This window comes from Sphingomicrobium sp. (assembly GCA_036563485.1).
Classification (GTDB): domain Bacteria; phylum Pseudomonadota; class Alphaproteobacteria; order Sphingomonadales; family Sphingomonadaceae; genus Sphingomicrobium.
Genome location: DATCMI010000001.1, coordinates 2043089 through 2062981 on the forward strand (window position 1 = coordinate 2043089; position 19893 = coordinate 2062981).

The 19893-nt window shown below is 64.5% G+C and carries 26 protein-coding genes and 2 tRNA genes; 21 read left to right on the plus strand and 7 right to left on the minus strand.

The features are described from left to right. The first annotated feature begins 2 nt into the window (after positions 1–2). The 11 genes from VIL42_10720 to VIL42_10770 are packed head-to-tail and all read left to right on the plus strand — an operon-like array spanning position 3 to position 5335. A complete protein-coding gene (locus tag VIL42_10720) occupies positions 3–695 on the plus strand; it encodes a hypothetical protein (protein HEY8593319.1) in 693 nt (230 codons plus the stop codon). A gap of 14 nt (positions 696–709) precedes the next feature. Next, positions 710–2191, plus strand: coding sequence for a tail fiber domain-containing protein (locus VIL42_10725; protein ID HEY8593320.1), 1482 nt, complete (start codon positions 710–712; stop codon positions 2189–2191). Continuing rightward, a complete protein-coding gene (locus VIL42_10730; protein HEY8593321.1) occupies positions 2191–2517 on the plus strand; it encodes a hypothetical protein in 327 nt (108 codons plus the stop codon). Before VIL42_10725 ends, VIL42_10730 begins: the two co-directional genes overlap by 1 nt. Next, positions 2514–2906: a hypothetical protein gene (locus VIL42_10735; protein ID HEY8593322.1), complete on the plus strand. Its 393-nt coding sequence runs from the start codon at positions 2514–2516 to the stop codon at positions 2904–2906. Before VIL42_10730 ends, VIL42_10735 begins: the two co-directional genes overlap by 4 nt. A gap of 3 nt (positions 2907–2909) precedes the next feature. Continuing rightward, a complete protein-coding gene (locus tag VIL42_10740; GenBank protein HEY8593323.1) occupies positions 2910–3563 on the plus strand; it encodes a lysozyme in 654 nt (217 codons plus the stop codon). Beyond that, complete coding sequence (locus VIL42_10745; GenBank protein HEY8593324.1) at positions 3560–3874, plus strand: hypothetical protein; 315 nt, start codon at positions 3560–3562, stop codon at positions 3872–3874. Before VIL42_10740 ends, VIL42_10745 begins: the two co-directional genes overlap by 4 nt. Then, a complete protein-coding gene (locus VIL42_10750; GenBank protein ID HEY8593325.1) occupies positions 3871–4167 on the plus strand; it encodes a hypothetical protein in 297 nt (98 codons plus the stop codon). The genes VIL42_10745 and VIL42_10750 overlap by 4 nt, the downstream gene beginning before the upstream one ends. Beyond that, the gene (locus VIL42_10755) at positions 4164–4532 is read left to right on the plus strand and encodes a hypothetical protein (protein HEY8593326.1); all 369 of its coding nucleotides are present in this window, start codon (positions 4164–4166) and stop codon (positions 4530–4532) included. Before VIL42_10750 ends, VIL42_10755 begins: the two co-directional genes overlap by 4 nt. Beyond that, a complete protein-coding gene (locus tag VIL42_10760) occupies positions 4492–4743 on the plus strand; it encodes a hypothetical protein (GenBank protein ID HEY8593327.1) in 252 nt (83 codons plus the stop codon). The genes VIL42_10755 and VIL42_10760 overlap by 41 nt, the downstream gene beginning before the upstream one ends. Beyond that, on the plus strand, positions 4740–5078 hold the full coding sequence (locus tag VIL42_10765) for a hypothetical protein (GenBank protein HEY8593328.1): 339 nt from the start codon (positions 4740–4742) through the stop codon (positions 5076–5078). Before VIL42_10760 ends, VIL42_10765 begins: the two co-directional genes overlap by 4 nt. Positions 5079–5116: 38 nt before the next feature. Continuing rightward, positions 5117–5335 carry a hypothetical protein gene (locus tag VIL42_10770; protein ID HEY8593329.1) on the plus strand — a complete coding sequence of 73 codons (219 nt, stop codon included), beginning with the start codon at positions 5117–5119 and terminating at the stop codon, positions 5333–5335. 113 nt (positions 5336–5448) lie between these two features. On the opposite strand, the gene VIL42_10775 is transcribed toward VIL42_10770, so the two are convergent. Further along, a tRNA-Thr gene (locus VIL42_10775) sits at positions 5449–5522 on the minus strand. Between the two features lie 76 nt (positions 5523–5598). Then, positions 5599–6006 carry a thermonuclease family protein gene (locus tag VIL42_10780; GenBank protein ID HEY8593330.1) on the minus strand — a complete coding sequence of 136 codons (408 nt, stop codon included), beginning with the start codon at positions 6004–6006 and terminating at the stop codon, positions 5599–5601. 111 nt (positions 6007–6117) lie between these two features. Here VIL42_10780 and VIL42_10785 point away from each other — a divergent pair, with 111 nt between their 5' ends. From VIL42_10785 to VIL42_10795, 3 genes are all read left to right on the plus strand, one after another. Further along, positions 6118–7341, plus strand: a complete 1224-nt coding sequence (locus VIL42_10785) for an AI-2E family transporter (GenBank protein HEY8593331.1) — start codon at positions 6118–6120, stop codon at positions 7339–7341. A 19-nt stretch (positions 7342–7360) separates the two neighbouring features. Beyond that, positions 7361–7437: transfer RNA gene (locus VIL42_10790), tRNA-Asp, on the plus strand. Between the two features lie 40 nt (positions 7438–7477). Continuing rightward, positions 7478–8257 carry a J domain-containing protein gene (locus VIL42_10795; protein HEY8593332.1) on the plus strand — a complete coding sequence of 260 codons (780 nt, stop codon included), beginning with the start codon at positions 7478–7480 and terminating at the stop codon, positions 8255–8257. Here the strand turns inward: VIL42_10795 and VIL42_10800 are convergent. Both VIL42_10800 and VIL42_10805 read right to left on the minus strand, forming a co-directional pair. After that, complete coding sequence (locus tag VIL42_10800; GenBank protein HEY8593333.1) at positions 8254–9375, minus strand: cell wall hydrolase; 1122 nt, start codon at positions 9373–9375, stop codon at positions 8254–8256. The two genes, VIL42_10795 and VIL42_10800, sit on opposite strands and share 4 nt — an antisense overlap. Positions 9376–9407: 32 nt before the next feature. Continuing rightward, positions 9408–9647 (minus strand): DUF2842 domain-containing protein, encoded by a 240-nt coding sequence (locus VIL42_10805; GenBank protein HEY8593334.1) that lies wholly within the window; start codon positions 9645–9647, stop codon positions 9408–9410. 636 nt (positions 9648–10283) lie between these two features. Between VIL42_10805 and VIL42_10810 the strand changes: the two genes are divergently transcribed. The 4 genes from VIL42_10810 (at position 10284) to VIL42_10825 (ending at position 14398) form a co-directional block, all read left to right on the plus strand. Next, a complete protein-coding gene (locus VIL42_10810) occupies positions 10284–10691 on the plus strand; it encodes a hypothetical protein (protein ID HEY8593335.1) in 408 nt (135 codons plus the stop codon). 87 nt (positions 10692–10778) lie between these two features. After that, positions 10779–11246 carry a hypothetical protein gene (locus VIL42_10815; protein HEY8593336.1) on the plus strand — a complete coding sequence of 156 codons (468 nt, stop codon included), beginning with the start codon at positions 10779–10781 and terminating at the stop codon, positions 11244–11246. A 3-nt stretch (positions 11247–11249) separates the two neighbouring features. Next, positions 11250–13715, plus strand: coding sequence for a TcfC E-set like domain-containing protein (locus VIL42_10820; protein ID HEY8593337.1), 2466 nt, complete (start codon positions 11250–11252; stop codon positions 13713–13715). Then, on the plus strand, positions 13706–14398 hold the full coding sequence (locus VIL42_10825) for a hypothetical protein (GenBank protein HEY8593338.1): 693 nt from the start codon (positions 13706–13708) through the stop codon (positions 14396–14398). Before VIL42_10820 ends, VIL42_10825 begins: the two co-directional genes overlap by 10 nt. Positions 14399–14404: 6 nt before the next feature. Here VIL42_10825 and VIL42_10830 read toward each other — a convergent pair whose 3' ends face one another. Further along, positions 14405–14704: a hypothetical protein gene (locus VIL42_10830; GenBank protein HEY8593339.1), complete on the minus strand. Its 300-nt coding sequence runs from the start codon at positions 14702–14704 to the stop codon at positions 14405–14407. 434 nt (positions 14705–15138) lie between these two features. Here VIL42_10830 and ffh point away from each other — a divergent pair, with 434 nt between their 5' ends. From ffh to rimM, 3 genes are read left to right on the plus strand one after another with little or no spacing between them, the layout of a single operon-like run. After that, the gene (ffh, locus tag VIL42_10835; GenBank protein ID HEY8593340.1) at positions 15139–16617 is read left to right on the plus strand and encodes a signal recognition particle protein; all 1479 of its coding nucleotides are present in this window, start codon (positions 15139–15141) and stop codon (positions 16615–16617) included. 26 nt (positions 16618–16643) lie between these two features. Then, complete coding sequence (gene rpsP / locus VIL42_10840) at positions 16644–17291, plus strand: 30S ribosomal protein S16 (GenBank protein ID HEY8593341.1); 648 nt, start codon at positions 16644–16646, stop codon at positions 17289–17291. Further along, positions 17292–17792 (plus strand): ribosome maturation factor RimM, encoded by a 501-nt coding sequence (gene rimM, locus VIL42_10845; protein HEY8593342.1) that lies wholly within the window; start codon positions 17292–17294, stop codon positions 17790–17792. On the opposite strand, the gene VIL42_10850 is transcribed toward rimM, so the two are convergent. Further along, complete coding sequence (locus VIL42_10850; GenBank protein ID HEY8593343.1) at positions 17789–18835, minus strand: WD40 repeat domain-containing protein; 1047 nt, start codon at positions 18833–18835, stop codon at positions 17789–17791. The two genes, rimM and VIL42_10850, sit on opposite strands and share 4 nt — an antisense overlap. Positions 18836–18899: 64 nt before the next feature. Then, entirely contained in the window at positions 18900–19859 is a 960-nt protein-coding gene (locus VIL42_10855) for an NAD(P)/FAD-dependent oxidoreductase (GenBank protein ID HEY8593344.1), read from the minus strand. Between the last annotated feature and the right edge of the window lie 34 nt (positions 19860–19893).

The following is a 19893-nucleotide window of genomic DNA, read 5'->3' on the forward strand; positions in this document are numbered from 1 at the left end:
CGATGGCGGATTATGCGTGGCCGGAAGACCTCGTTCCGTATGCGGTGGAGTTCTGGCTTCAGCCGCACACTGGAGGCAGCGAAAGCCCCTTCACACGGCAGGGCAAATATTACGGTCTCTCAGCGCCCCGTTGGGTGTGTTCGATGTCGTTTCGCGGCGCTGACTCCTACCGAAACTGGGGTACGGGCCCACATGTCACCGGACCGCAGATGGACGCCTTTCTTGCGAAGATGCAGGGTCGCCTCAACCGGGTCTCTATCTTCGACTTCAGGCGTCGCGAACCGACCGATCCAGATTGGTCACTGTCTGCAAGCAACTTGGCGGCCGCTGCTGGCTCATCCTCCATCACGATCACAGGATTGACGCCGGGAACAGTCGTTTATGCCGGCGACTACATCGGTGGTGACGGGCGGCCGCACATCTTCACGTCTTCGGATTTGGGCCGTGTAGCAGGCACCGCCGACGGCACGGGGCAGGCAACAGTCTCGTTTATGCCGCCGCTCGCCGCTGACTTGGATGCCGGAGCCGCGACGTTCGCAGATGCCACCGGTATGTTTCGCTTGGTTTCCGACGACGCCGGGCAGAACGGGAGCGAGGTTGGCCAGCTAACCACTTACTCGCTGACGTTCCTTGAGGACATGAGCCCCGACTACAGCGTCACGTTCAACGACGACACTGTCACGTACAGCCTCTAAGCTCCGGAGAGAAGATGCCTGAGATCCGCGCTGGTGCGGGGATCGCGCTGTCGCGCGACCCAATCACTGACATTCTCACCGTTGAGGCGACCGGCGATGGAGGCGGTGGCGGCAGTGGTGGTCTCTCAATCGACAATAGCGCGTATGACGCAACGACATGGGACGGCGAGGGAACCATCGCGCCGTCCAAGAATGCATTGCGCGACAAGTTCGTCGCGATCGACGCTTTGGTCTCGACGGCGCTAAAGAGCGGGGTCGTCGCGCAAGGCGCGTTGCCGGCGGGCACAAATGAATTGTGGTTTAGGCAGGTAAACTTCACCGGTGCTGCGGCGAATGCTTCTCGCGCCGATATTGTGAAGCTCTTTAGCCAGCTCAGCGGGACGAACGGCCTGGCTGAGCACCGTCCTTTTGAGATCGGCTCAGACCTCTACCACACCGGTGGCGACGTTGCCGACAGTCGTTCGATCGTCGCATATAACCGCCTCGGTCTGGCGGGATCAGCGAACTTGGGGACCGCCGGATTCCTGATTGCTTTCGATGGCCACAACGCCATCGAGGGCAACGGAAACGCCCAGTTCTGCATGGGCTTCAACTGTTCGGCTATCGACCTCGACACCCCCGGCGCCGGGACCGGTAAAACGCTTGCTGCCTATGGCTTTAGAGCCGACAACCAGGGCCATGCCTCCAAGGTGACTTCGGTCGCCGCGGGCTTCGTCAGCGAGAACATGACCGCGGGCGCTCCCACCACCATCGGCTTCATCAGCAAAATGACGGCGGGAACTGGAAAGTGGGGGTTTGGCGACGACGGCGGGGCCAACAACTACTTCGTCGGCAAGGTGAAGCTCGGGGAGAAGTCGACGCCCAGCGTCGCGCTTGACGTCAAAGGCTACGCGCGTTTTTCGAACGACGGTACTTATCCGTCGACGGCGAACACCGTGCATGAGTTCGTGCAGTCGGGGAACACATACGGTCTGCGGGTCCACAACAAGCACGCTTCGGCGCCCAACGGGATCCGGATCAGCTACACAGCTTCTCCGAATGCGGCGTCAAATCAGTTCGTTCTCTGCGAGGACGGCACCCAGACCAAGTTTGTTGTTTGGTCGAACGGCAACGCAGTAAACGCAAACAACAGCTACGGAGCGATCTCGGACGCGAAGCTCAAGACGGGTATTCGCGATGCCACTCCGCAACTGGACGACATCCGCAGGCTGCGCGTCCGCAAGTACCGACTGAAGGCTGATCCCGACGGTCCGGAGCAGATCGGCCTCATTGCCCAGGAGGTGCAAAAGGTTTCGCCGGGGCTGGTCGCCTCGTCGCCCGATTACGAGACGTACACCGACAAGAAGGGCAACGAACGCCGGCGCAAGCTGAGAACGACGACGAAGAGCGTCAACTACTCGATCCTCTACATGAAGGCGGTGAAAGCGCTTCAGGAACTTGCCGAGATCGTCGAGCAGCAGGGCAAGGAGATCGAAGCGCTGAAGGCGAAAGCCTGATGCCCGCAATCGTCACCATCCTCCAGATCGTCAGCGGCGGGCTCTGGTTCGTCGTTGCGATGCTGTTCGTGCCGGCGGTGACGCGGATATGGCGCTCGCCGCGGCACGGTCCCGCACGCCCTGACCCGATCGACGTGATCGTCAGCCCGCTCGCCTTCGTCGGCTTCCTTCAAGCCGGCTTCGTCATTCGCTGGCTGATCTTTCCGGACGCCATCGCCGTCATGTCCAGCGCCGAACTGGTCGTGTGGGCGGGGCTTTACACCCTCTCAACCCTTGGCGCGCTCGGCGCCGCTGTAGCGTGGCGGATCGCCAGGGGGCTGCGATGAACGAGTTTGATGTTGCTGCAAAGTTCCTTCCGCTTGCTCCAGGCCTCGGCGTCTGGAGCCTCGTATTCCTGGCCATCATCACCCTGATCAAGGGGTGGCCTGCGCTCACCAAGCTGAAGAATGAATCCGACGGCTCGCTGCGGCAGGACCTGCTCAAGCGCGTTGCCGAGCTGGAAAGCCAGCAGCGTATCGATCGGGCCCAGTTCGAGGAAGACATGCGCGCTGAGCGCAAGAGCTGCGACGATCGCCTGAGAGATCAGGAGGATCGTCACAAGCAGGACATCGCCGAGCTCAACGGCAAGGTGGACGCGCTGATGCGGACGATTGCCCAGAACAGCCAGTCTCGCGCGCATCTGATCGGCGACCTGCGCCGCGAACGACCGGAGTAGCCCGTGAACCGACGGCCGATCTTCGACGCGGTGCGGCGGCTCCGCGGGCGGGCCTTCACGCCAAGCGAAGTCGCGCGGCTCGACGCGGCGATCGACGCGGCCGAGCGCGCGGATCCGCCGTCGAAGGCGGCATCGCCGCTGTCCACCGGCGCGTCGGCGGTGCTCGACAGCAAGAAAGGACCGCTCGCGGCGATCGTCGGGGCCGTGGCGGCGACGAGCCTGTTCGCGAGCGTGCCCAAGCATGAAGGCACGGAATATCGAGCCTACCGCGACGTCGCCGGCATCTGGACCATTTGCCAGGGCGACACGCGCGGCGTGCGCGCCGGGATGGTCGAGACCCCGGAAGGGTGCCGGCAGCGGCTCGAGGCGCAGCTCGTTGCCCATGCCAGCGGCGTCATGGCCTGCACGCCTCGGCTGAAGGAGGAGGGCCGCGACTGGCAACGCGCCGCCGCGACTAGCCTCGCTTACAATATCGGGGTCGGGTCCTGGTGCCGGTCGAGTGCCGACAAACGCTTCGACCGCGGCGACTTTCGCGGCGGCTGCGACGCCTTCCTTTCGTGGAACAAGGCGCGGGTGAACGGCCAGCTGCGGGCGGTGCGCGGCCTCACCACACGCCGCCAGCAGGAGCGTCAGGTCTGCTTGAAAGGACTGGTATGAAATTGCTTCGCGACCTGTTCATGGGCGTCGGCAACGAACATTGGGACATCGGGCGCATCGGCGGCGCGCTGTCCGTGCTGGCGATGTTTGGCGGGGCGGGGTGGAATATCTCGCTCGGGCTGCCGATCGAGCTCGGCCCGACGGGATTTGGCGGCGGACTGGCCGCCGTGCTCGGCGGTGCCGCGGCGTGGATTTACGCCAAGGACCGGGCGCGCGCCGAAAACACGGTCGCGAAGGCGGTCAGCGACTGCCCGCCCGAGCCGCAACCTGCGGCCAAGGCTCGCCCGGCGAAGGCGCGGTCGCGCCGTTGAGCGGTTTCGTCGCGGACCGCAGTTTCGCGGTGCCGGCGGGCGCGATCGTCAGGACCGGATATGTCGCCGTCGACAAGGTGCGGCTCAAATGCCGGGCGCGGATGGCGATCGGCGACGTCGAAGCCGCCCACCGCCGCCTGCTGCAACTCGGCTCCGCCTGTTCCTTTCCGCCGCCGAACGGCCGCTGGGACGGCGAGACCTTCGAGATTGCCGACGGCCGCCACGAATATGTCGCCGCGCTGATGCTCGGCCGAAGCCACATCCTGGTGGCCTGGATGGAGGAACGCCGATGAACGAGTTGCCGCTGCGCCTGATCGGGATGCTGGCCGCCCTGGTGCTGCTGATCGCCACTGTCGGGCTGACGGTACGGTCGTGCGACAAGCGCCGATCAGAGGCCGCGCAGAGCCGCCTCGAGCGCGGACAGACCGGCGCGCTGGCCAACAGCGCCGCCGATGCCGTCGGTACCGTCGCGAGCTCCGGCGAGCGCGAGGCCGCATCCGAGACCCTCACCCGAACCAACGAACAGGAGATCCGCAATGCGCCTGGCGCCAACGATCCGGTCAATCCCGCTGCTCGCGATGCTGGCCTGCGCAGCTTGTGCAGGCGCGCCGCCTATCGTGACAGCGAGCGCTGCCGGCTGCTCCAGCCTCGTCCCTGAAAGCTGGAAAGCCGGTGTCCCCGGCACCGAGCTGCCACAGGGCGACAATGTCGGCGACTGGATCGCCTTCGGTGACGCGCAGACGGGGCGGCTCGACCAGGCCAACGGGCGCACGGCCGACGCGATCGGCATCGTCGAGCGCTGCGAGAAGCGCGACGCGGATGCGGTGAAGAAGGCGACGCGCGGGTGGCTGGGGAGGCTGTTCGGATGAAGTTGGCCGAACTGGATCCGCACTGGCTCACCAGAGGCGGGCGGCGGTTTGGGCTGATCTTCCGGTGTCCGACTGATCACGCGTGGTGGCAGGTCGTGATCGTAGAACCGGCCCCGATCTTTCGGGGTGCTGACAGCCAGTTTGAAGCAATCAAGCGGAGCGGTGCAGCGACTGACGGAAAGTGGCAGCCGGCCAATGCTGCCGCCCCATGGCGCATCGACAACATCGAGCAAGCGACGTTCGATGATGTGACGGTTTCGCCTTCCATCGACGGCTCCGCAGGAGGGTTGTGGCACGGCTTTATCACCAACGGTGAGATCGTCGGCGGCCTGTAGATGTTCCCGAATCGTTCCGCTGCGCGTAAGCGGCGGACGTGTCGAACAAGAACGTCCGCGAAGCCTGCGACCTCATGCGGTTCAACTGCGTGGTGCGGATCGACTGCGCCTGCGGCAACAGCCGGCTGATGGGCGGGCTCGAGGCGCTCCGCACCTTCGGCAAGACACCGATCAAGAGCTACGCCGAGCGGCTGCGCTGTTCGCGCTGCGGCGGCAAGCGGGCGCGAGTCCAGGTGGACACCGTCCCGCTGCGCTGACGCTGCTGCTCCACCGCCGCAAAATGGGTCGAGGAGGACGCCGCGGCGCATTTTAGCTGTTAGCAAATCTGCAAAGGTGCGTTACACCCGTGACGCTCGTAGCTTGTTTGGTGTGGGCTCGGCAGGATTCGAACCTGCGACCGGGGACCTACGAAGAACCTGCTCTATCCAGCTGAGCTACGAGCCCCACACCGTCTTCCGGTAAATGCGTGAGTCGGCCCCGACGCAAGCATTGACCCGCCATTATCCCCAAAATTTTCGTCTCAGCGGAGGCGACAGGCGCGCCGGACGGCGAATCCGTTGTCGTAGTCGGGGATGTATCGGGCGACTCGCTGCTCGATCTGGCGGCAGTTGAGGTTCACCTTGCCGGCCCAGGCGATCGCCAGCAGTCGGCCGTACCGGTCTCGTCCAGCTCGTTCGAGACGAAGGACTTCGCCCCGCGCGCGCAACGGCCGAATGAGACGCATCAGCGACGCCTTTCCCGCCTTGGCGAGCCGATCGTCGCAGCGATGGTTGCCGAACCGCTCCCGACACGGCCGCGACGAGCGCCGGTCGGCGGCGTCGATCCCGAGCAGCCGCACTTCCCCCACATATCCGCCGGGTCCGCGGCAGCGCAGGCTGTCGCCGTCGACCACCCAGGGCGAGAAGCAGGCCACGATTGCGAAAAGCATGGCTCCCAGTGCCTCAGCAGGCGATCTTCAGCAATGTACTGCTGCGCCCGATCCTCCCCGGGGGTACCAAGCAGCTAGCGGCGCAGCGGCCGTCGCCCTATGCTGCTGTTCATGGACGCGCGGACCCGCAGGCAGCTCGACGACACTGAGGATGACGCGCGCGTCATCGCCGAGACGATCACCATCAAGCGCGACCGACTGCTCGCCTCGCTGACCCTGATCGCCGGCATCGGCCTGATCGTCGTCCTCCCGTTCGCGCTCCGCGGCGGCGCCGAATTCTTCATGCCGGTGACGGCCGCGCTGGTGGTCGCGATCGCGCTGGTGCCCCTGCTTGAATGGTTCGAGCGGCGGGGCCTTCCGTCGAAGCTCTCAGCGGCGCTGTGCGTCGTCATCTTCCTGCTGCTGGCGATCTTCGCCTTGGCCTCGATCGTGCTGCCGGCCAGCAACTGGGTGGCGCAGGTTCCAACGAAGATGCCGCAAGTGCGGGAAGCGCTGGAGCCGGTCCTCGATCTCTACAAGAGCCTCGACCGCTTCATCGACCGGACTGTCTCGCAGATCGCGATCACGCAGGAAAGCACTCGGGCGGTGCGGATCGAGACTCCGAATTCGATGTCGAGCCTGCTTCTGAGCTCGGCGCCGCACCTGCTCATCCAGCTGTTCTTCGCGCTGCTCGTGATCTTCTTCTTCCTCGCCGGCTGGACGGCCATGCGCAAGAAGACGATCGTCAGCCGCGGCAGCTTCGAAGGGGCGCTGACCACCGCGCGGGTGATCCAGCAGGTCGTCGACGCGACCTCGACCTATCTTGGCACTATCACCCTCATCAACGTCAGCCTGGGCGCGATCACCGCGCTCGCCTTGTGGTGGGCGGGCATGCCGTCGCCGATCATGTGGGGCGGCATCGTCGCGGTCGCGAACTACATCCCGTACTTGGGCCCCATCGTCGCGGCATTGCTGCTGTTCATGGGCGGGCTGATGACATTCGGCGACATCTGGGGGGCACTGGTGCCGCCGGCGATCTTCATCGGACTGCATCTCGTCGAGGCGAACTTCTTCACGCCGCTGATCGTGGGCCACCGGCTCACCATCAGCCCGCTGTCGATCCTGGTTTCGCTGTCCTTCTGGGCGTGGATCTGGGGGACGACGGGCGCGCTTCTTGCTGTGCCCTTGCTGATCATCATGAAGACGATCTTCTCGGCCGCGGGCACGCCCGACATCGCCGGCTTCCTGTTCGAGCATGGAACTTTGACCCATGCCGGGGAGGATGACGAAGAGGAGATTGACGAACGGCAGGAAATGCAGCCGGCGATGGTTGACACTCCAAAGGCCGCCTCGTAACCGCCCCCCACGCCAAAACGCGGGTGTAGCTCAGTTGGTTAGAGCGCCGGCCTGTCACGCCGGAGGTCGCGGGTTCGAGCCCCGTCACTCGCGCCACTTCACACATGATGTTTCAGTGGGTTAGGGCGCCGGTCGCATGGCCGGACGAGCCTCCGCATTTGCCGTTCTCGGGCTTGAGCCGGGCGCAGACGCCGCCGCGATCGATGCCGCCTATCGCCGGCTGATCAAGCAATATCATCCGGATCGGGAGGGCGGCGACGGGGTGCGCGCAGCCGAGATCATCCATGCCTACCGGGAGCTCCGGGGCGGCAGGGCGCTCGTCGATCCCTTGCAGTTCAACGAGAACCTTCGGCCACGCCGAAGGCGGCGCCGCTGGCCGTGGACGGCGGCGCTTGCGCTACTGACATTTGGAGCCGGCGGCTACCTGGTCGCCACCGAAGTTCCCCTGCAGCTTACGGAGCGGTTCGCACTCCCGAAGCCCGCCGCGCCCAAGCACCGCGGCCGCCACCCGGTAAACGCGATGGAGGAGCCGCTGAATTTGCGTGCGATCGACAATGCAATCGCCGAAGCGGTGGACCTGCACGAAACGAAGGACGAGATGGCGCTCGCCGCGTTTAGCCGCGAGTGTCACCGGCAGCTGCGCGAGCGGCCCAGCGTCGAGCTGCTCGACCGCTGCGCCGCCTTCGACAATGCCGTGGTCGGGCTAGAGGACCGCGATCCGCTCCGTGACGCTGGACCCTTCGCGCCACTTGCGGTGACCGGACGTCAATGGAGCGCCGCGTCGGTGCTATCGGACGATTATCTGGCGATCGACGGCCGCCTCGACAAAGTCAGGCTTCGCGTCGAGCTTGCCCTGGCTCCGCGCGAGCCTCCGCCTGAAGTCCCCCGACACTCGGAGGACACAGCCTCCGATTAGCGCTCCGCGCCGCCGAGCACAGCGCCGCCGGACTTCACCGCTGGTGCAGGCTTGCCGAGCGGCTGCTGGTCCGCGGCGGTGGTGTCGGAAGACAAAGACCATTTGAGGTTGTCCGAGGCCTCGAACTTCTTCTCGTAAACCTCGGGAACGGCCTTGTTCGACGCCTCGCGCGCGGCAAGGTTGAAGCGGACGGCAACGCGCTTGTCGCCGCGCATCGACGGCTCGAGCTTGACCGCTTCCGCGCCGGGGATTTCCTTCACCGCCTCGGCGAGTTCCTGCTCCGGAGGTGTCTGGACGGTGCGCGGCACAGCCAAGGCGGCACTTCGCAAGGCCGCGGCGATCGGCTCACGGCCGGCATAAGCTTCGTTGAACGCTGCGGGCTGCCCCCAGGCGCCCGCCCAACGATAGAACATGTGCGCACCGAGCACTGCATTCTTGGCAAGCGTCGGCGCCCAGTAGGGCAGCACATAATTGGCATGGTAGTGAGTGGCCCAGCCGACCGGCGCGAACACCGCGCCTCCGAGGGCGTCCTCGGCAATCTTGTAGGCGCGTCGCCAGACGTCCGCGGCCGGAGCCCGCGCAAGTGAGCCGTCGCAAGTGAACGTGAACTGGCAGCCGGTGGTGCGCGTCGATCCTTCGTAGACGACGCCGCAGACCGTCGCCGGGAAAGCCGGGTGACGGACGCGGTTGAGCACGACCTGGGCAACCGCACGTCCGCCGTCGGCATCCTGGTTGCCAGCTTCGTAGTAAACGGCGCTGGCGAGGCACTGGAGCGCCTGCGCGCGCGCCGTATCGCTGCCGCGGAAGACGAACGGCCGCGCGGCCGGGTTGGGGCCGCTCGCAAGCGGGATCTCGGCATTGACCTTGACCGCCTGGTCGGGCGCGATCTGCTTCATGATCAGCGGCGGCGGGGCCGGCGGCGCCGCGTGCGCGGCCGGGGCAGTGACACCCGGCAGGACAGCGGTGCCGACCGCGACAAAGGCTACGAAGCCAAGCACACCCAGGCCGATCGTCTCACGCGGGTACGCGCGGGCAAGCAGCTGCGCACGGTTCTTCAACCGCATCGCAGTCGCCGGCAGCCCGCCAAACGGGCGTTCAAGGACAATAGCCTCAGGCATTCTTGGTGGTATACCCCCCTAATACACTCAGTTCAACGTTTCGGCGCCTGCGGATTTCGCAAGCTGCCCGTCTGCATCCATCTCACCAGCGGTTTCAACGGGATGATCCAGGCTATTCCCATAACGAGATAGAATAGAGCCTGAACGATTACAGGCCATGTCCCGACCAACTGGGCAAGACTCGCGACGAGTCCCGCCCAAATGAGAATCAGCAGCAGAATCATGCATATGCCGACAAGCTTGCGGGCGGACGGCGGGTGAAATGTGGGCACGACGAAGGCTATGAGCCGTTAGCAGAATCTATAAACACGCTCATGCTCGACAGACTGGAAAAACACGCTTTAGTAACCTTCTGAAAAAAACGCGAGCAAATCGGCCATCAACGCGTTGCTCCTGAGCCAGATTGGCGGCTCTTGCGGCGCGGCTCAGCTTCGCTGCTGGAATCCCCCCGAAATCGCGGGAATCCGGTCGCGCCTCTGCGCGATCTTACGTGCAGCCGGGCGGGACAACTGCCGCCCCGCGTTGCGGTTCGGCTGCTCTGCACAATGTTCGGCCCATCTTGCAACGGAGATAGCACCTTCGACGTATATCGCTCCCGAACACCGCAGACCGCCATTTTGAAGCGCTCGCTTAGAAATTGCTTATGATACCGCAGCGGCGCGGCACCACTTCTGGCGCTCCGGTCGAACTGCACTTTCGTATAGAAATTCTTTACTCCGATTCTGTATAAACCGAATTTCACTTACTGAACCTAGTGGGGGCAAATCATGACAGGTCAGAATAAGACCCGTAGCGTACTGGCCGCGGGCTGCGCCTTGTTCGCGCAACCGGCAGTGGCTGCTACGCAGGGAAGTCTCGGTAACACATCAAACGGGTCGGTTCAGATCACTGCAACAGTTCCAGCACAAGTGCAGATCAGCGGACTGTCCGACTTCTCCTTCGGCACGCTTGATCCCTCAACGGCCGCATCGAGCGCGAAGAATGTCTGCGTCTGGAGCAACACCTCGACGCGCGGCTATAATGTTAAGGCAACCGGCAGCGGTACCGGCGGCGCGTTTACCTTGAGCAATGGCAGCTCGACGCTTGCCTACGGTGTCGAATGGGCCGGAAGCACGGGCCAGACTTCCGGGACCACCCTCACGACGAACACCGCGCTGACGGGGCTCACGTCGACGGCAGGGAGCCCAACCTGCGCAAGCGCCCCGACGACGACCGCTAGCTTGATCGTCAAGTTCAGCACCGCGCAGATGCAGGCAGCTGCAGGCAGTGCCACCGCATACACCGGGACGCTGAACCTGGTGGTCGCTCCCGAATAAGTCTGGGCGGTGCCGCGGCTAACCACTGCCGCCCCGCTAGGGCGGCGCGGACGACGTGGACAACGCGGACGAGCGCTTCGTGGCGGCTTGTTCACTTTGCTGGTTGCAGCAGTCAGCGGCTTCGCGGTGTCCGCGGCACATGCTCAGAAGGTCAGTATCGACGATCTTAGCGATGTGACGTTCGGAACGCTGAGCGACCTCTCGATCGATGCGATTTCCGCACAAAACATTTGTGTGTTTAGCGGCTCGAAGACCGACGGCTATAATGTGACTGCGGTCGGCGGCGGGGCGGGCGGCGCCTTCACCTTAAGCTCGGGCGGGCAGTCGCTCGGGTATGAGGTGCAGTGGAACAGCGGGACCGGACAATCCTCCGGATTTCAGCTAGCGCCCAATGTGCCGTTGACTGGGCAGGTTGCGGCGGGCGCGAAGCAAAGCTGTAAAAACGGCCCGATCTCCACCGCAACCCTGATCGTCGTGCTGCGCTCCGCCGCTTTGTCGAGAACTACCGCCGGCGCGTACAGTGGAACGCTGTCGCTCACCATCGCGCCCGAGTGAAGTATGCTGCTCGCGATCTTCTTGAGGATGGCAGCGGCCATCGCAGTGCCGAATGCCACTGTCTCGTCGGCCGAGAAGGGGTCTGAGGCCTCCGGCGGAATCACCGTCATTTCAGCGCCGGATGGGTTCGAACAGCTTGGACGGCCTCGAGCGCTGCTTATCGACGTCTATTTCGGCGGGGAGAAAATTGGCGAGGCGCGAGTGATCGCGCGGCCGGGGTTCATCCGATTCGGTGATCCGACTAAGGTTTCTGCTCTCATCCCAGATCTTGCAGATCGGAATCAGCTCGTGCGCGCTTTATCTGGCGAGCTGCCCAGCCACGCTGATCTCGCCTGCGGTTCATCGGCGACCCCGAACTGCGGCGATCTGGCGCCCAGCACCGCTGCGACCATTTTCGATGAGGACCGCTTCCGCGTGGATGTATTTGTTGCGCCCTGGCTTCTAAAGCCCCGCGCCGCATTCAGTCGGTCGTATCTTAGGCCACCCACCGCCCCCTTGTCGCTGACGAGCGCCATCGGAGTGGCAATCTCGGGGTCAGCGCGCAGCTCGACGACCTACAATGTCCAGAACCGCACTCTGATCGGCTTTCGTAACGCTAGGCTGCGCGCTGACGGCGCCTTTGCGTCACACAGCGGCACGCTCGTCGACGATCTGGTGGTCGAGATCGACCGCAACGACCTTCGATTGTCGGGAGGCCTGTTTTGGGCACCCGGCGTGGATTTTGTTGGACGGCGACGAATGCTCGGCATTGGTGCCGCGACTCAGTTCGACACTCGGACCGACCGCGACAACCTTCAGGGCACGCCGCTAGTTTTGTTTCTAAACCAATCGTCGCGCGTCGACCTGCTAATCGACGGGCGGCTCGTCAGTTCACGAGGGTATGACGCGGGTAACAACATCATCGACACCGCCGCCTTGCCCGAAGGGGCCTACTCGATCGTCCTTCGTGTTCATGAGTTGGGGGGGCGAGTTCGCGAGGAGCATCGCTTTTTCGTTAAGAACGGGCACATCGCCCCCGTCGGCAGGCCGATGTATTTTGCTTACGCCGGCCTCTTAGGCAACACCGGCGACCGGCCGCTGGCCAAGCGTTCGCGGGAGCTCTTTTACCAGATGGGCACCGCGCGCCGCCTGAGCGAGGCTGTGGCCGCGGACATTTCCGTCATCGGCACAGGCAAAAAGACATTAGTGCAGGCAGGCGGTTGGCTTATCATGAAACCCGCTCGGCTACGCGCCGCGGCGCTCCTTTCGTCTGTTGGGGATCGGGCAGCGCTTCTTCAGGTGCAATCGGCAGACCTTGCGGGATTCTCGCTTAACCTTGATGCGCGCCGCGTTTGGACTAAGGACGGGGGACCGTTGCTGCCGGTCCAAGAGGAAGTTCCAGCCTTCAACTCGGTTCCACTTACGGCGGCGCAGCTTGGGGGCTCCTATCTGCAGGCGAGTGGCAGCATCGGCTACGCTTTTGGGCGCGCCTACCTGTCCGTCATTGGTTCATTGCGCAAGGATAATGGGCACCGAGCCGGTTTTTCGATCGGCCCCGATCTACGCTGGACGGTGATCAACCGCGGTCCAGTCCAGCTTGTGCTGCAGGCGAATGCGCAGCGAACCCAGAATACGATGGCGAGCTTCGTCGGCTTTCAGATTCACTCAGCCGTTGGCCGGATGTCGTTCGTTAACTCGGCTGGCCACGCGAGCCGCAGCGGCTCGTCAGGGGTGGGCAGCCGGATAACGCGCGGGGTCGGCAGTCTTTCTGGGCAATATGCATACCAGGGCGGTGATCGGACCCAAGTGACGCTTACTGCCGGAGTCGATCGCTCGATGGACTCGACGGTCGGGCATGCCAAAGTTAGTGCGTTAACCCGGTTTGGCTCGGCGCAAGGTGACATTTGGCGGACGCTTCAAGGCCCGAAGGACACTCAGTTCGGTCTTAACTTCTGGACCGCAGTCGCCGGCGGCCAGGATCAGATTGTTCTTGGCGGTCGCGATCTAACTGATAGCGCGCTTGTGGTGGCCGTTGATGGACCATCACCCAGCCGGTTTGAGGTTCTCGTCAACGGCCAGCCGCGGGGCCATCTCAGTGCTGGATCGCGCCTTCCGCTCTTCCTGCAGCCTTATCATTCTTATGCTGTACGCTTGCGAGCGCTAACTGCCGGTGCGGTCAACTTCGACGCAGGCTTGCGCGAGGTCACGCTCTACCCCGGCAATGTGCAGCAGCTTCGCTGGAGCGTGCAGAAGACCGTCACGATATATGCCCAGGCGCTGACACCCGCTGGTTTGCCAATCTCGGATGCAATCGTTCAATCGTCTCAGGGCGTTGGCCAGACCGACGCGGCAGGGCATTTCCAAGTGGACGTGGTAGCGGGTGAGACTATCCGGGTAAGCGGGTCGTCGGGGCAGCCTTGTAACATCGCGCTTGGTAAGGTGAACGCGCCTAGAGACTTCGCATCGCTTGGGAAGCTGATATGCCGCTGAAAAGGATAAGTTACCAGATCGCCATTGCGCTGGCGATGACGGCTCCACCCGCTGGGGCTGCGGCGCAGCAGCTGGTGCTTAGTTCCCTGATCGTGGAGCTTGAACCAGGTAAGCGCGACCGTCACGATGTGGAGGTGATCAATCGCTCAGCGGAACGTGCCTTCGTGGCGGTCGAGCCGCGGGAGATCGTCGCGCCGGGTACCGCAGACCAGCGCGACCGGCACGAACGCGATCCGGAAAAGCTCGGATTGCTCGTCGCTCCGGACCGGATCATCCTTGAGCCCGGGCAGCGTAAGCTTCTGCGTTTTGCGGCCCTTACGAGCGATCCCGTGCGCGAAAGGGTCTTCCGCGTCACGGTGAAGCCTGTCGCAGGCCAGCTGCAAAGCGCTGCGTCGGGGATTAAGGTGCTGGTGGGTTACGACGTTTTGGTGCTTGTGCGGCCGTCTTCCGCCCACGTGCAGCTGATCGGCATCCGCAGCGGCCAGAAGATTGATTTCCGCAACGACGGGAATGCAAGCCTCGTGCTGCATCATGGGAAGCAGTGCGATCCATTCGGAAAGTGCACAGCCCTGCCGGGCAAGCGGCTCTATGCCGGCACAACCTGGACCACCACGATCGATGCCGCCGCGGCTGTAGAATATCAGGTTGATGGCCCAGAAAGCTCCGCGCTGCAGCGTTTCTGAATAGTGTCATTCAGGGATAATGAGCATCGTGTGCACGCCTGCGTCCTTTCCGCCAATCCCGTTCAATACCGCGCAGGTGCCGTTCCCGGTCTGAGTTGCCCGCACATCATCGGACTGGTCCAAGGAAAGGTAAAATTTGTCGGGCTTGCCGCTGACGCACACGACCGGATTGATGCCGAGGTTGGAGGGAAAGCTCACGGTCACCCGCGGCGGCAGGTAGGCGAAAATCCCTACGGTTGCTCGCGAGACGGTTTCCACCCCCCCCGCGGTGGCGCTCATCGGCAGGCACGCGATCAACGCACCCAAGTGTCGCCATCGCTGCATCGGCCGTGCTCCCTTCCCAGTTGGCACCTCAGGTAAAGGGAAGGGCAGCTTACATGGTCTTAAAGATAGTCCCGAAGTGGACGATGTCCTGCTTCGAACCAGTTTCCGATCGTGCGGCGAGTTCGGGTGAACGGAGACGGATCGTCGTGCCCGGCCACACATAGAGCGTGTGGGCTGAGCGTAGGGGAAGGGCTCCAGCCGCAACAGGACCTGTGCACTTGCTACTGTTTTCCGTGCACCTTGAAGTGGGCCGCGCATCCGGCTAAGCGCCGCAGCGTCTTAACGGACATATATCGATGCCGAGCGCCCGATAGCGGGCACGAAGCGCGTTCACGCTGGCCGACGAGGTTTCGTCCGCCGGCGTATTTTGCGTTTCGCACCCCATATCGGGCGCCCGGCACGATGAGGAGATTTGAATGTTCGACACGTTGAGCGATCGGCTCGGCAGCGTATTCGACCGGCTTCGCGGGCGCGGCGCGCTCACGGAGACGGACGTGCGCGCGGCGATGCGGGAAGTGCGCGTTGCGCTGCTCGAAGCCGACGTTGCGCTGCCGGTGGCTCGCGACTTCGTCGAACAGGTCACCGAAAAGGCGGTGGGCCAAGAAGTCCTCCGCTCGGTCACGCCGGGACAAATGGTCGTCAAGATCGTCAACGACGCTCTGGTCGAGACGCTCGGTTCCGAGACCGCGGAACTGAACCTCAACGTCACGCCGCCGGCCGTAATCATGATGGTCGGCCTCCAAGGCTCGGGTAAGACGACGACTACGGCGAAGCTCGCCAAGCGCCTCAAGGATCGCGAGAACAAACGCGTCCTGATGGCGTCGCTCGACGTCGCTCGCCCGGCTGCGCAGGAACAGCTGGCGGTCCTTGGGCGCCAGGCGAATGTGGACACCCTGCCGATTGTCGCCGGCCAGCAGCCGGTCGACATCGCCAAGCGCGCGCTGCAGTCGGCCAGGCTCCAAGGCTACGACGTGGTGATGCTCGACACCGCCGGCCGTCTCCACGTCGACGACCAGCTGATGAGCGAGATGAAGGCGGTCGCTTCGGCGTCTACTCCGGCCGAGACCCTGCTCGTCGTCGATGCGCTGACCGGCCAGGACGCGGTGAACGTCGCCAAGGGCTTTGCCGCCGATGTCAACCTCACCGGTGTCGTGCTCACCCGAATGGACGGCGACGCCCGCGGCGGCGCCGCGCTGTCGATGCGCGCCGTCACCGGCAAGCCGATCAAGTTCGCCGGCGTCGGCGAAGCGCTCGACAAGATCGAGGCTTTCCACCCGGATCGTGTCGCCGGCCGCATCCTCGGCATGGGCGACGTCGTCAGCCTCGTCGAGCGGGCCGCCGAGACGATCAAGGTCGAGGACGCCGAGAAGCTCGCGGCCAAGATGGCCAAGGGCAAGTTCGACCTCGACGACCTGCGCGCCCAGCTTCAGCAGATGCAGCGCATGGGCGGCCTCGGCGCGCTCGCCGGCATGATGCCGGGCCTCAAGGGCATGAAGGACGCGGCGAACAAGGCCGCGGACAGCAAGGCACTGGTCCACATGGAAGCAATGCTTTCGTCAATGACCGCGAAGGAGCGTGCGAAGCCTGAGCTGATCAACGCCAAGCGCAAGATCCGCATCGCCAAGGGTAGCGGCACGACGGTTCAGGAGATCAACAAGCTCCTGAAGATGCACCAGGAAATGTCGAACGCGATGAAGCGGCTCAAGAAGATGGGTGGCCTCGGGAAACTTGCAGCGATGTTCGGCAAGGGCGGCCTTGAAGGTGCGCTCGGTGGCCTTGCTCCTCCCGGCGCGCTGCCGGCCGGCGGCCTCGGCGGCGGGGCAGGTCTCCCCGGCCTCGGCGGAGGCAGCCCGTTGAACCTCCCACCCGGCTTCGACAAATTTTCAAAGAAATAATCGAACTCACTGAAAGGACTTAAGGAATGGCAGTTTCAATTCGTCTCGCCCGCGGCGGCGCCAAAAAGCGGCCCTATTACCGCATCGTCGTTGCGGACAGCCGCAATTCGCGTGACGGCCGCTTCATCGAGAAGGTCGGCACCTACAATCCGCTGCTGGCGAAGGATTCGCCGGAGCGCGTGAAGCTCGACGCCGACCGCATCAAGCATTGGCTGAGCGTCGGCGCTCAGCCGTCGGACCGCGTCCTCCGCTTCCTCGACGCCGCCGGCATCAAGGAGCGCGCCGCGCGCAACAACCCCAACAAGGCGAAGCCAGGCGAGAAGGCGACCGAGCGCGCGGAGGCCCGCGCGACGAAGGAAGCGGAAGCCGCTGAAGCCGCCGCCGAAGCTGCTGCTACCCCGCAGGAAGAGGCTGCCGCGCCGCAGGACGAGGCTGAGGCCGTGACCGCCGAAGCTACCGAAACCGCGACGGACGCGCCCGCTGAAGAAGCTGCGACCGAAGAATCGCCGGCCGAAGCTCCTGAGGAGCAGGGCGCCTCGACCAACGAGCCGGCCGAAGGCGGCGACGAAACCGCTCCGGCGACCGAGGGCTCGCCGGAAGCGGCCACTGCGGACGCTCCGGCGGTCGAAAGCACGACCGAGCCTGCCGAAGGCGCCGCCGAGAAGGCCGAGTAATTGGCTGCTGACGATCGCGGCTGGCGCAAGGTCGCGCTTGCCGCGGTCGCCGGCGCTCACGGTATTAAGGGCGAGGTTCGCCTGAAGCTTTTTGCCGGCAGCGCCGAAAGCGTCGGGCTTCATGAAAGTGTCTATGTGGGAGGCGTCGAAAGGCGCCTCCTTTCCGTTCGCGACAGCGGCAAGCTTGCGGTGGCGCGGTTCGAAGGCATATCCGACCGCTCCTCCGCCGAAGCGCTGCGCGGCAGTTTGGTCGAAGTCGAGCGCGACGCGCTCCCGCCGCTTGAGGAAGGCGAATATTATCACGCCGATTTGATCGGCCTCGCGGCAGTAGACGGCGAGGGGAATGCGGTCGGCACGGTCGCGGCGGTCGAGAATTACGGCGCCGGGGACCTGCTCGAAATCGAACTGGGTGACGGCAAGACGTCATTGATCCCGTTCCGGGACGGCATTGCCGACCTGGTCGACGGCAAGATCGTCCTGGACCCGGAGTTCCTCGCCTAACGCGGGGTGATGCGCCAGATTCGCACGCGCCCGTCGTCGTCGGACGTGACGACGTGCCGTCCGTCCGGCGCATAGGTCATCTGAAATACATCGTTCGGCTGCGGCAGCGCCGCGACCAGCGCGCCGTCCGCCACTCGCCAGATGTGCACCGGCGCAGTGCCGCGGCCGAGCCCGGTGAACCCGTAGATCAAGGTGCCCAGCGCCGAGCGTGACCGCCCGGCGCTCGCAAGCCAGCGGCCGTCGGGGCTGAAATCCACATTGTAGGTGTGGTTGCCCGTCTTGATGACGCGCAGCTGCCGGCCGTCACCCGGCCGCCACAGGCGGATCGTGGAATCGTCGCCGGAAGTGGCGATCATCCGCCCGTCGGGCCGGTAGTCGAGCCCTACGATCGCCTGGCTGTGCTTGGTGAAGTCGCGCAGCGGCTTGCCGGTCGCAAGGTCCCACACCCGCGCCCGATAGTCGAAGCTCCCGGTCGCCAGCTGTTTCCCGTCCGGGCTGAAGCGCACCTCCCAGATGTTGCGATCATGGCCGCGCAGCGTGAGGGGAGCCTGGCCGAGCCTGTCGAGACGGAACACTCGCGCCGTGGCATCCTCGCCGGCGGTCGCGAGCCGCGACCCGTCGGGTGACACGTCCATGCTCCAGATGGTGGTGGGCGAGGCCTGTATGGCGTGGATCGGGCGGCCTGCGGCCATGTCCCAGACACGCAGCGCGCCGTCGTAGCCAGCGGTGTAGAGCGTCCGTCCCTCTTGGCCGAATGCGACCGCGGTTGCGCCGCCTCGATGGTGGAAACGGCGCACGGGCCGCCAGTCGGCGGCCCGCAACACGGTTACGGCGCCGGCGGCATTGCTGACCGCGAGGAAGCGGGAATCCGCGCTGAACCGCGGCTGCCGCCCCGGCGAATCACCCATGCTGATCGTCCGCTCGAGCGAGGCGCTGACGCTCGCGCCGGTGGTGACGACTTCGGGCCGGTCGACGCGCAGTCCGTAAGCGAGGGCGGCGACGGAGGCAGCGGCGAGCGCCGCGGCTATGGCACTGGTACGCAAGGCTGATTTCTCCGTAGCACGGGGTCAGCCTACCACAGTGTATTAGACTTGCAATACAGTTGATTCAGGTGCCGCTCTCGGCTTCTTCCAGGACGCGTAGCGGCTCACGCATCAGCGGCCTTAGCTTGTGGAGGTCATTGCGGATGGTGGTCGCGGCGACGCCTCCTTCGCCCATTGCATGGCTGATCTGGTCGAGCCCGTGCACCACGTCGCCGGCCGCATACAGGCCCGGCACCGTCGTCCGCTGGTGATCGTCGCAGACGAAGCAGCCGTCGTCCGCCACCTTTGCTCCAAGCATGTCGCCGAGCTGGGTGTGCGTGTCCGACCCGAGCGCCGGATAGACGCTGTCGAAGGCATAATGGCCCTGGGCAGTATCGACGACGATGCACTTGCCGGTAATCGCGACAGCCTGCGCGGGGCCGTCGACGCACTCGATCCCTGCCTCTTCAAGCTTCTGCTGGTCTTCCTCGGAGAGCTGTAGCGCCGCATCCGGCGCAATCAGGGTGATGTCGGGCGTGTAGCTGCGGATGAACAAAGCTTCGGCAACGCCATGGCTGCCGCTGCCGATCACGCCGACCTTCTTGTCTGTGACCTCATAACCGTCGCAGATCGGGCAATAGCGGATCAGCCCCTGGGAAAGGGCCTCGTCATGCAAGTCCTCGTCCATCGGCGGGCGGCGGTTGGTCAGGCCGGTTGCCAGCAGAACGCTGCGGGCACGCTCGCAGCCGGATCCCCAGGTCGCGGTGAAGATGCCGTCCTCGTCCCGCTCCAGCTTGGTCACCTGCTCGGTCTTGATCTTCGCGCCGTATTTCTGCGCCTGCTCGCGCATCAGGCGAAGCAGCTCCTTGCCATTGATCCCGTCCGGGTAGCCCGCATGATTGTGGCTGCACGGGATCCAACTCGCGCGGCTTTTGCCGCCGTCCACCACCAGGATGTCGAGGTGGAAGCGGGCGAGGTAGATCGCGGCCGTCAATCCAGCCGGCCCGCCGCCGATGATCAGGCAATCGAGAATGTCGTCGTCCATCGTCCGAAGAGCGCGCGCACGGGCGGCTTGTTCC

Excerpts from the sequence above, each read along its gene's own strand:
- VIL42_10720 (HEY8593319.1), top strand. The coding sequence starts at position 3 with ATGGCGGATTATGCGTGGCCGGAAGACCTCGTTCCGTATGCGGTGGAG.
- VIL42_10725 (HEY8593320.1), top strand. The coding sequence starts at position 710 with ATGCCTGAGATCCGCGCTGGTGCGGGGATCGCGCTGTCGCGCGACCCA.
- VIL42_10730 (HEY8593321.1), top strand. The coding sequence starts at position 2,191 with ATGCCCGCAATCGTCACCATCCTCCAGATCGTCAGCGGCGGGCTCTGG.
- VIL42_10735 (HEY8593322.1), top strand. The coding sequence starts at position 2,514 with ATGAACGAGTTTGATGTTGCTGCAAAGTTCCTTCCGCTTGCTCCAGGC.
- VIL42_10745 (HEY8593324.1), top strand. The coding sequence starts at position 3,560 with ATGAAATTGCTTCGCGACCTGTTCATGGGCGTCGGCAACGAACATTGG.
- VIL42_10755 (HEY8593326.1), top strand. The coding sequence starts at position 4,164 with ATGAACGAGTTGCCGCTGCGCCTGATCGGGATGCTGGCCGCCCTGGTG.
- VIL42_10765 (HEY8593328.1), top strand. The coding sequence starts at position 4,740 with ATGAAGTTGGCCGAACTGGATCCGCACTGGCTCACCAGAGGCGGGCGG.
- VIL42_10780 (HEY8593330.1), bottom strand. The coding sequence starts at position 6,006 with ATGCTTTTCGCAATCGTGGCCTGCTTCTCGCCCTGGGTGGTCGACGGC.
- VIL42_10785 (HEY8593331.1), top strand. The coding sequence starts at position 6,118 with ATGGACGCGCGGACCCGCAGGCAGCTCGACGACACTGAGGATGACGCG.
- VIL42_10795 (HEY8593332.1), top strand. The coding sequence starts at position 7,478 with ATGGCCGGACGAGCCTCCGCATTTGCCGTTCTCGGGCTTGAGCCGGGC.
- VIL42_10800 (HEY8593333.1), bottom strand. The coding sequence starts at position 9,375 with ATGCCTGAGGCTATTGTCCTTGAACGCCCGTTTGGCGGGCTGCCGGCG.
- VIL42_10820 (HEY8593337.1), top strand. The coding sequence starts at position 11,250 with ATGCTGCTCGCGATCTTCTTGAGGATGGCAGCGGCCATCGCAGTGCCG.
- VIL42_10825 (HEY8593338.1), top strand. The coding sequence starts at position 13,706 with ATGCCGCTGAAAAGGATAAGTTACCAGATCGCCATTGCGCTGGCGATG.
- ffh (HEY8593340.1), top strand. The coding sequence starts at position 15,139 with ATGTTCGACACGTTGAGCGATCGGCTCGGCAGCGTATTCGACCGGCTT.
- rpsP (HEY8593341.1), top strand. The coding sequence starts at position 16,644 with ATGGCAGTTTCAATTCGTCTCGCCCGCGGCGGCGCCAAAAAGCGGCCC.
- VIL42_10855 (HEY8593344.1), bottom strand. The coding sequence starts at position 19,859 with ATGGACGACGACATTCTCGATTGCCTGATCATCGGCGGCGGGCCGGCT.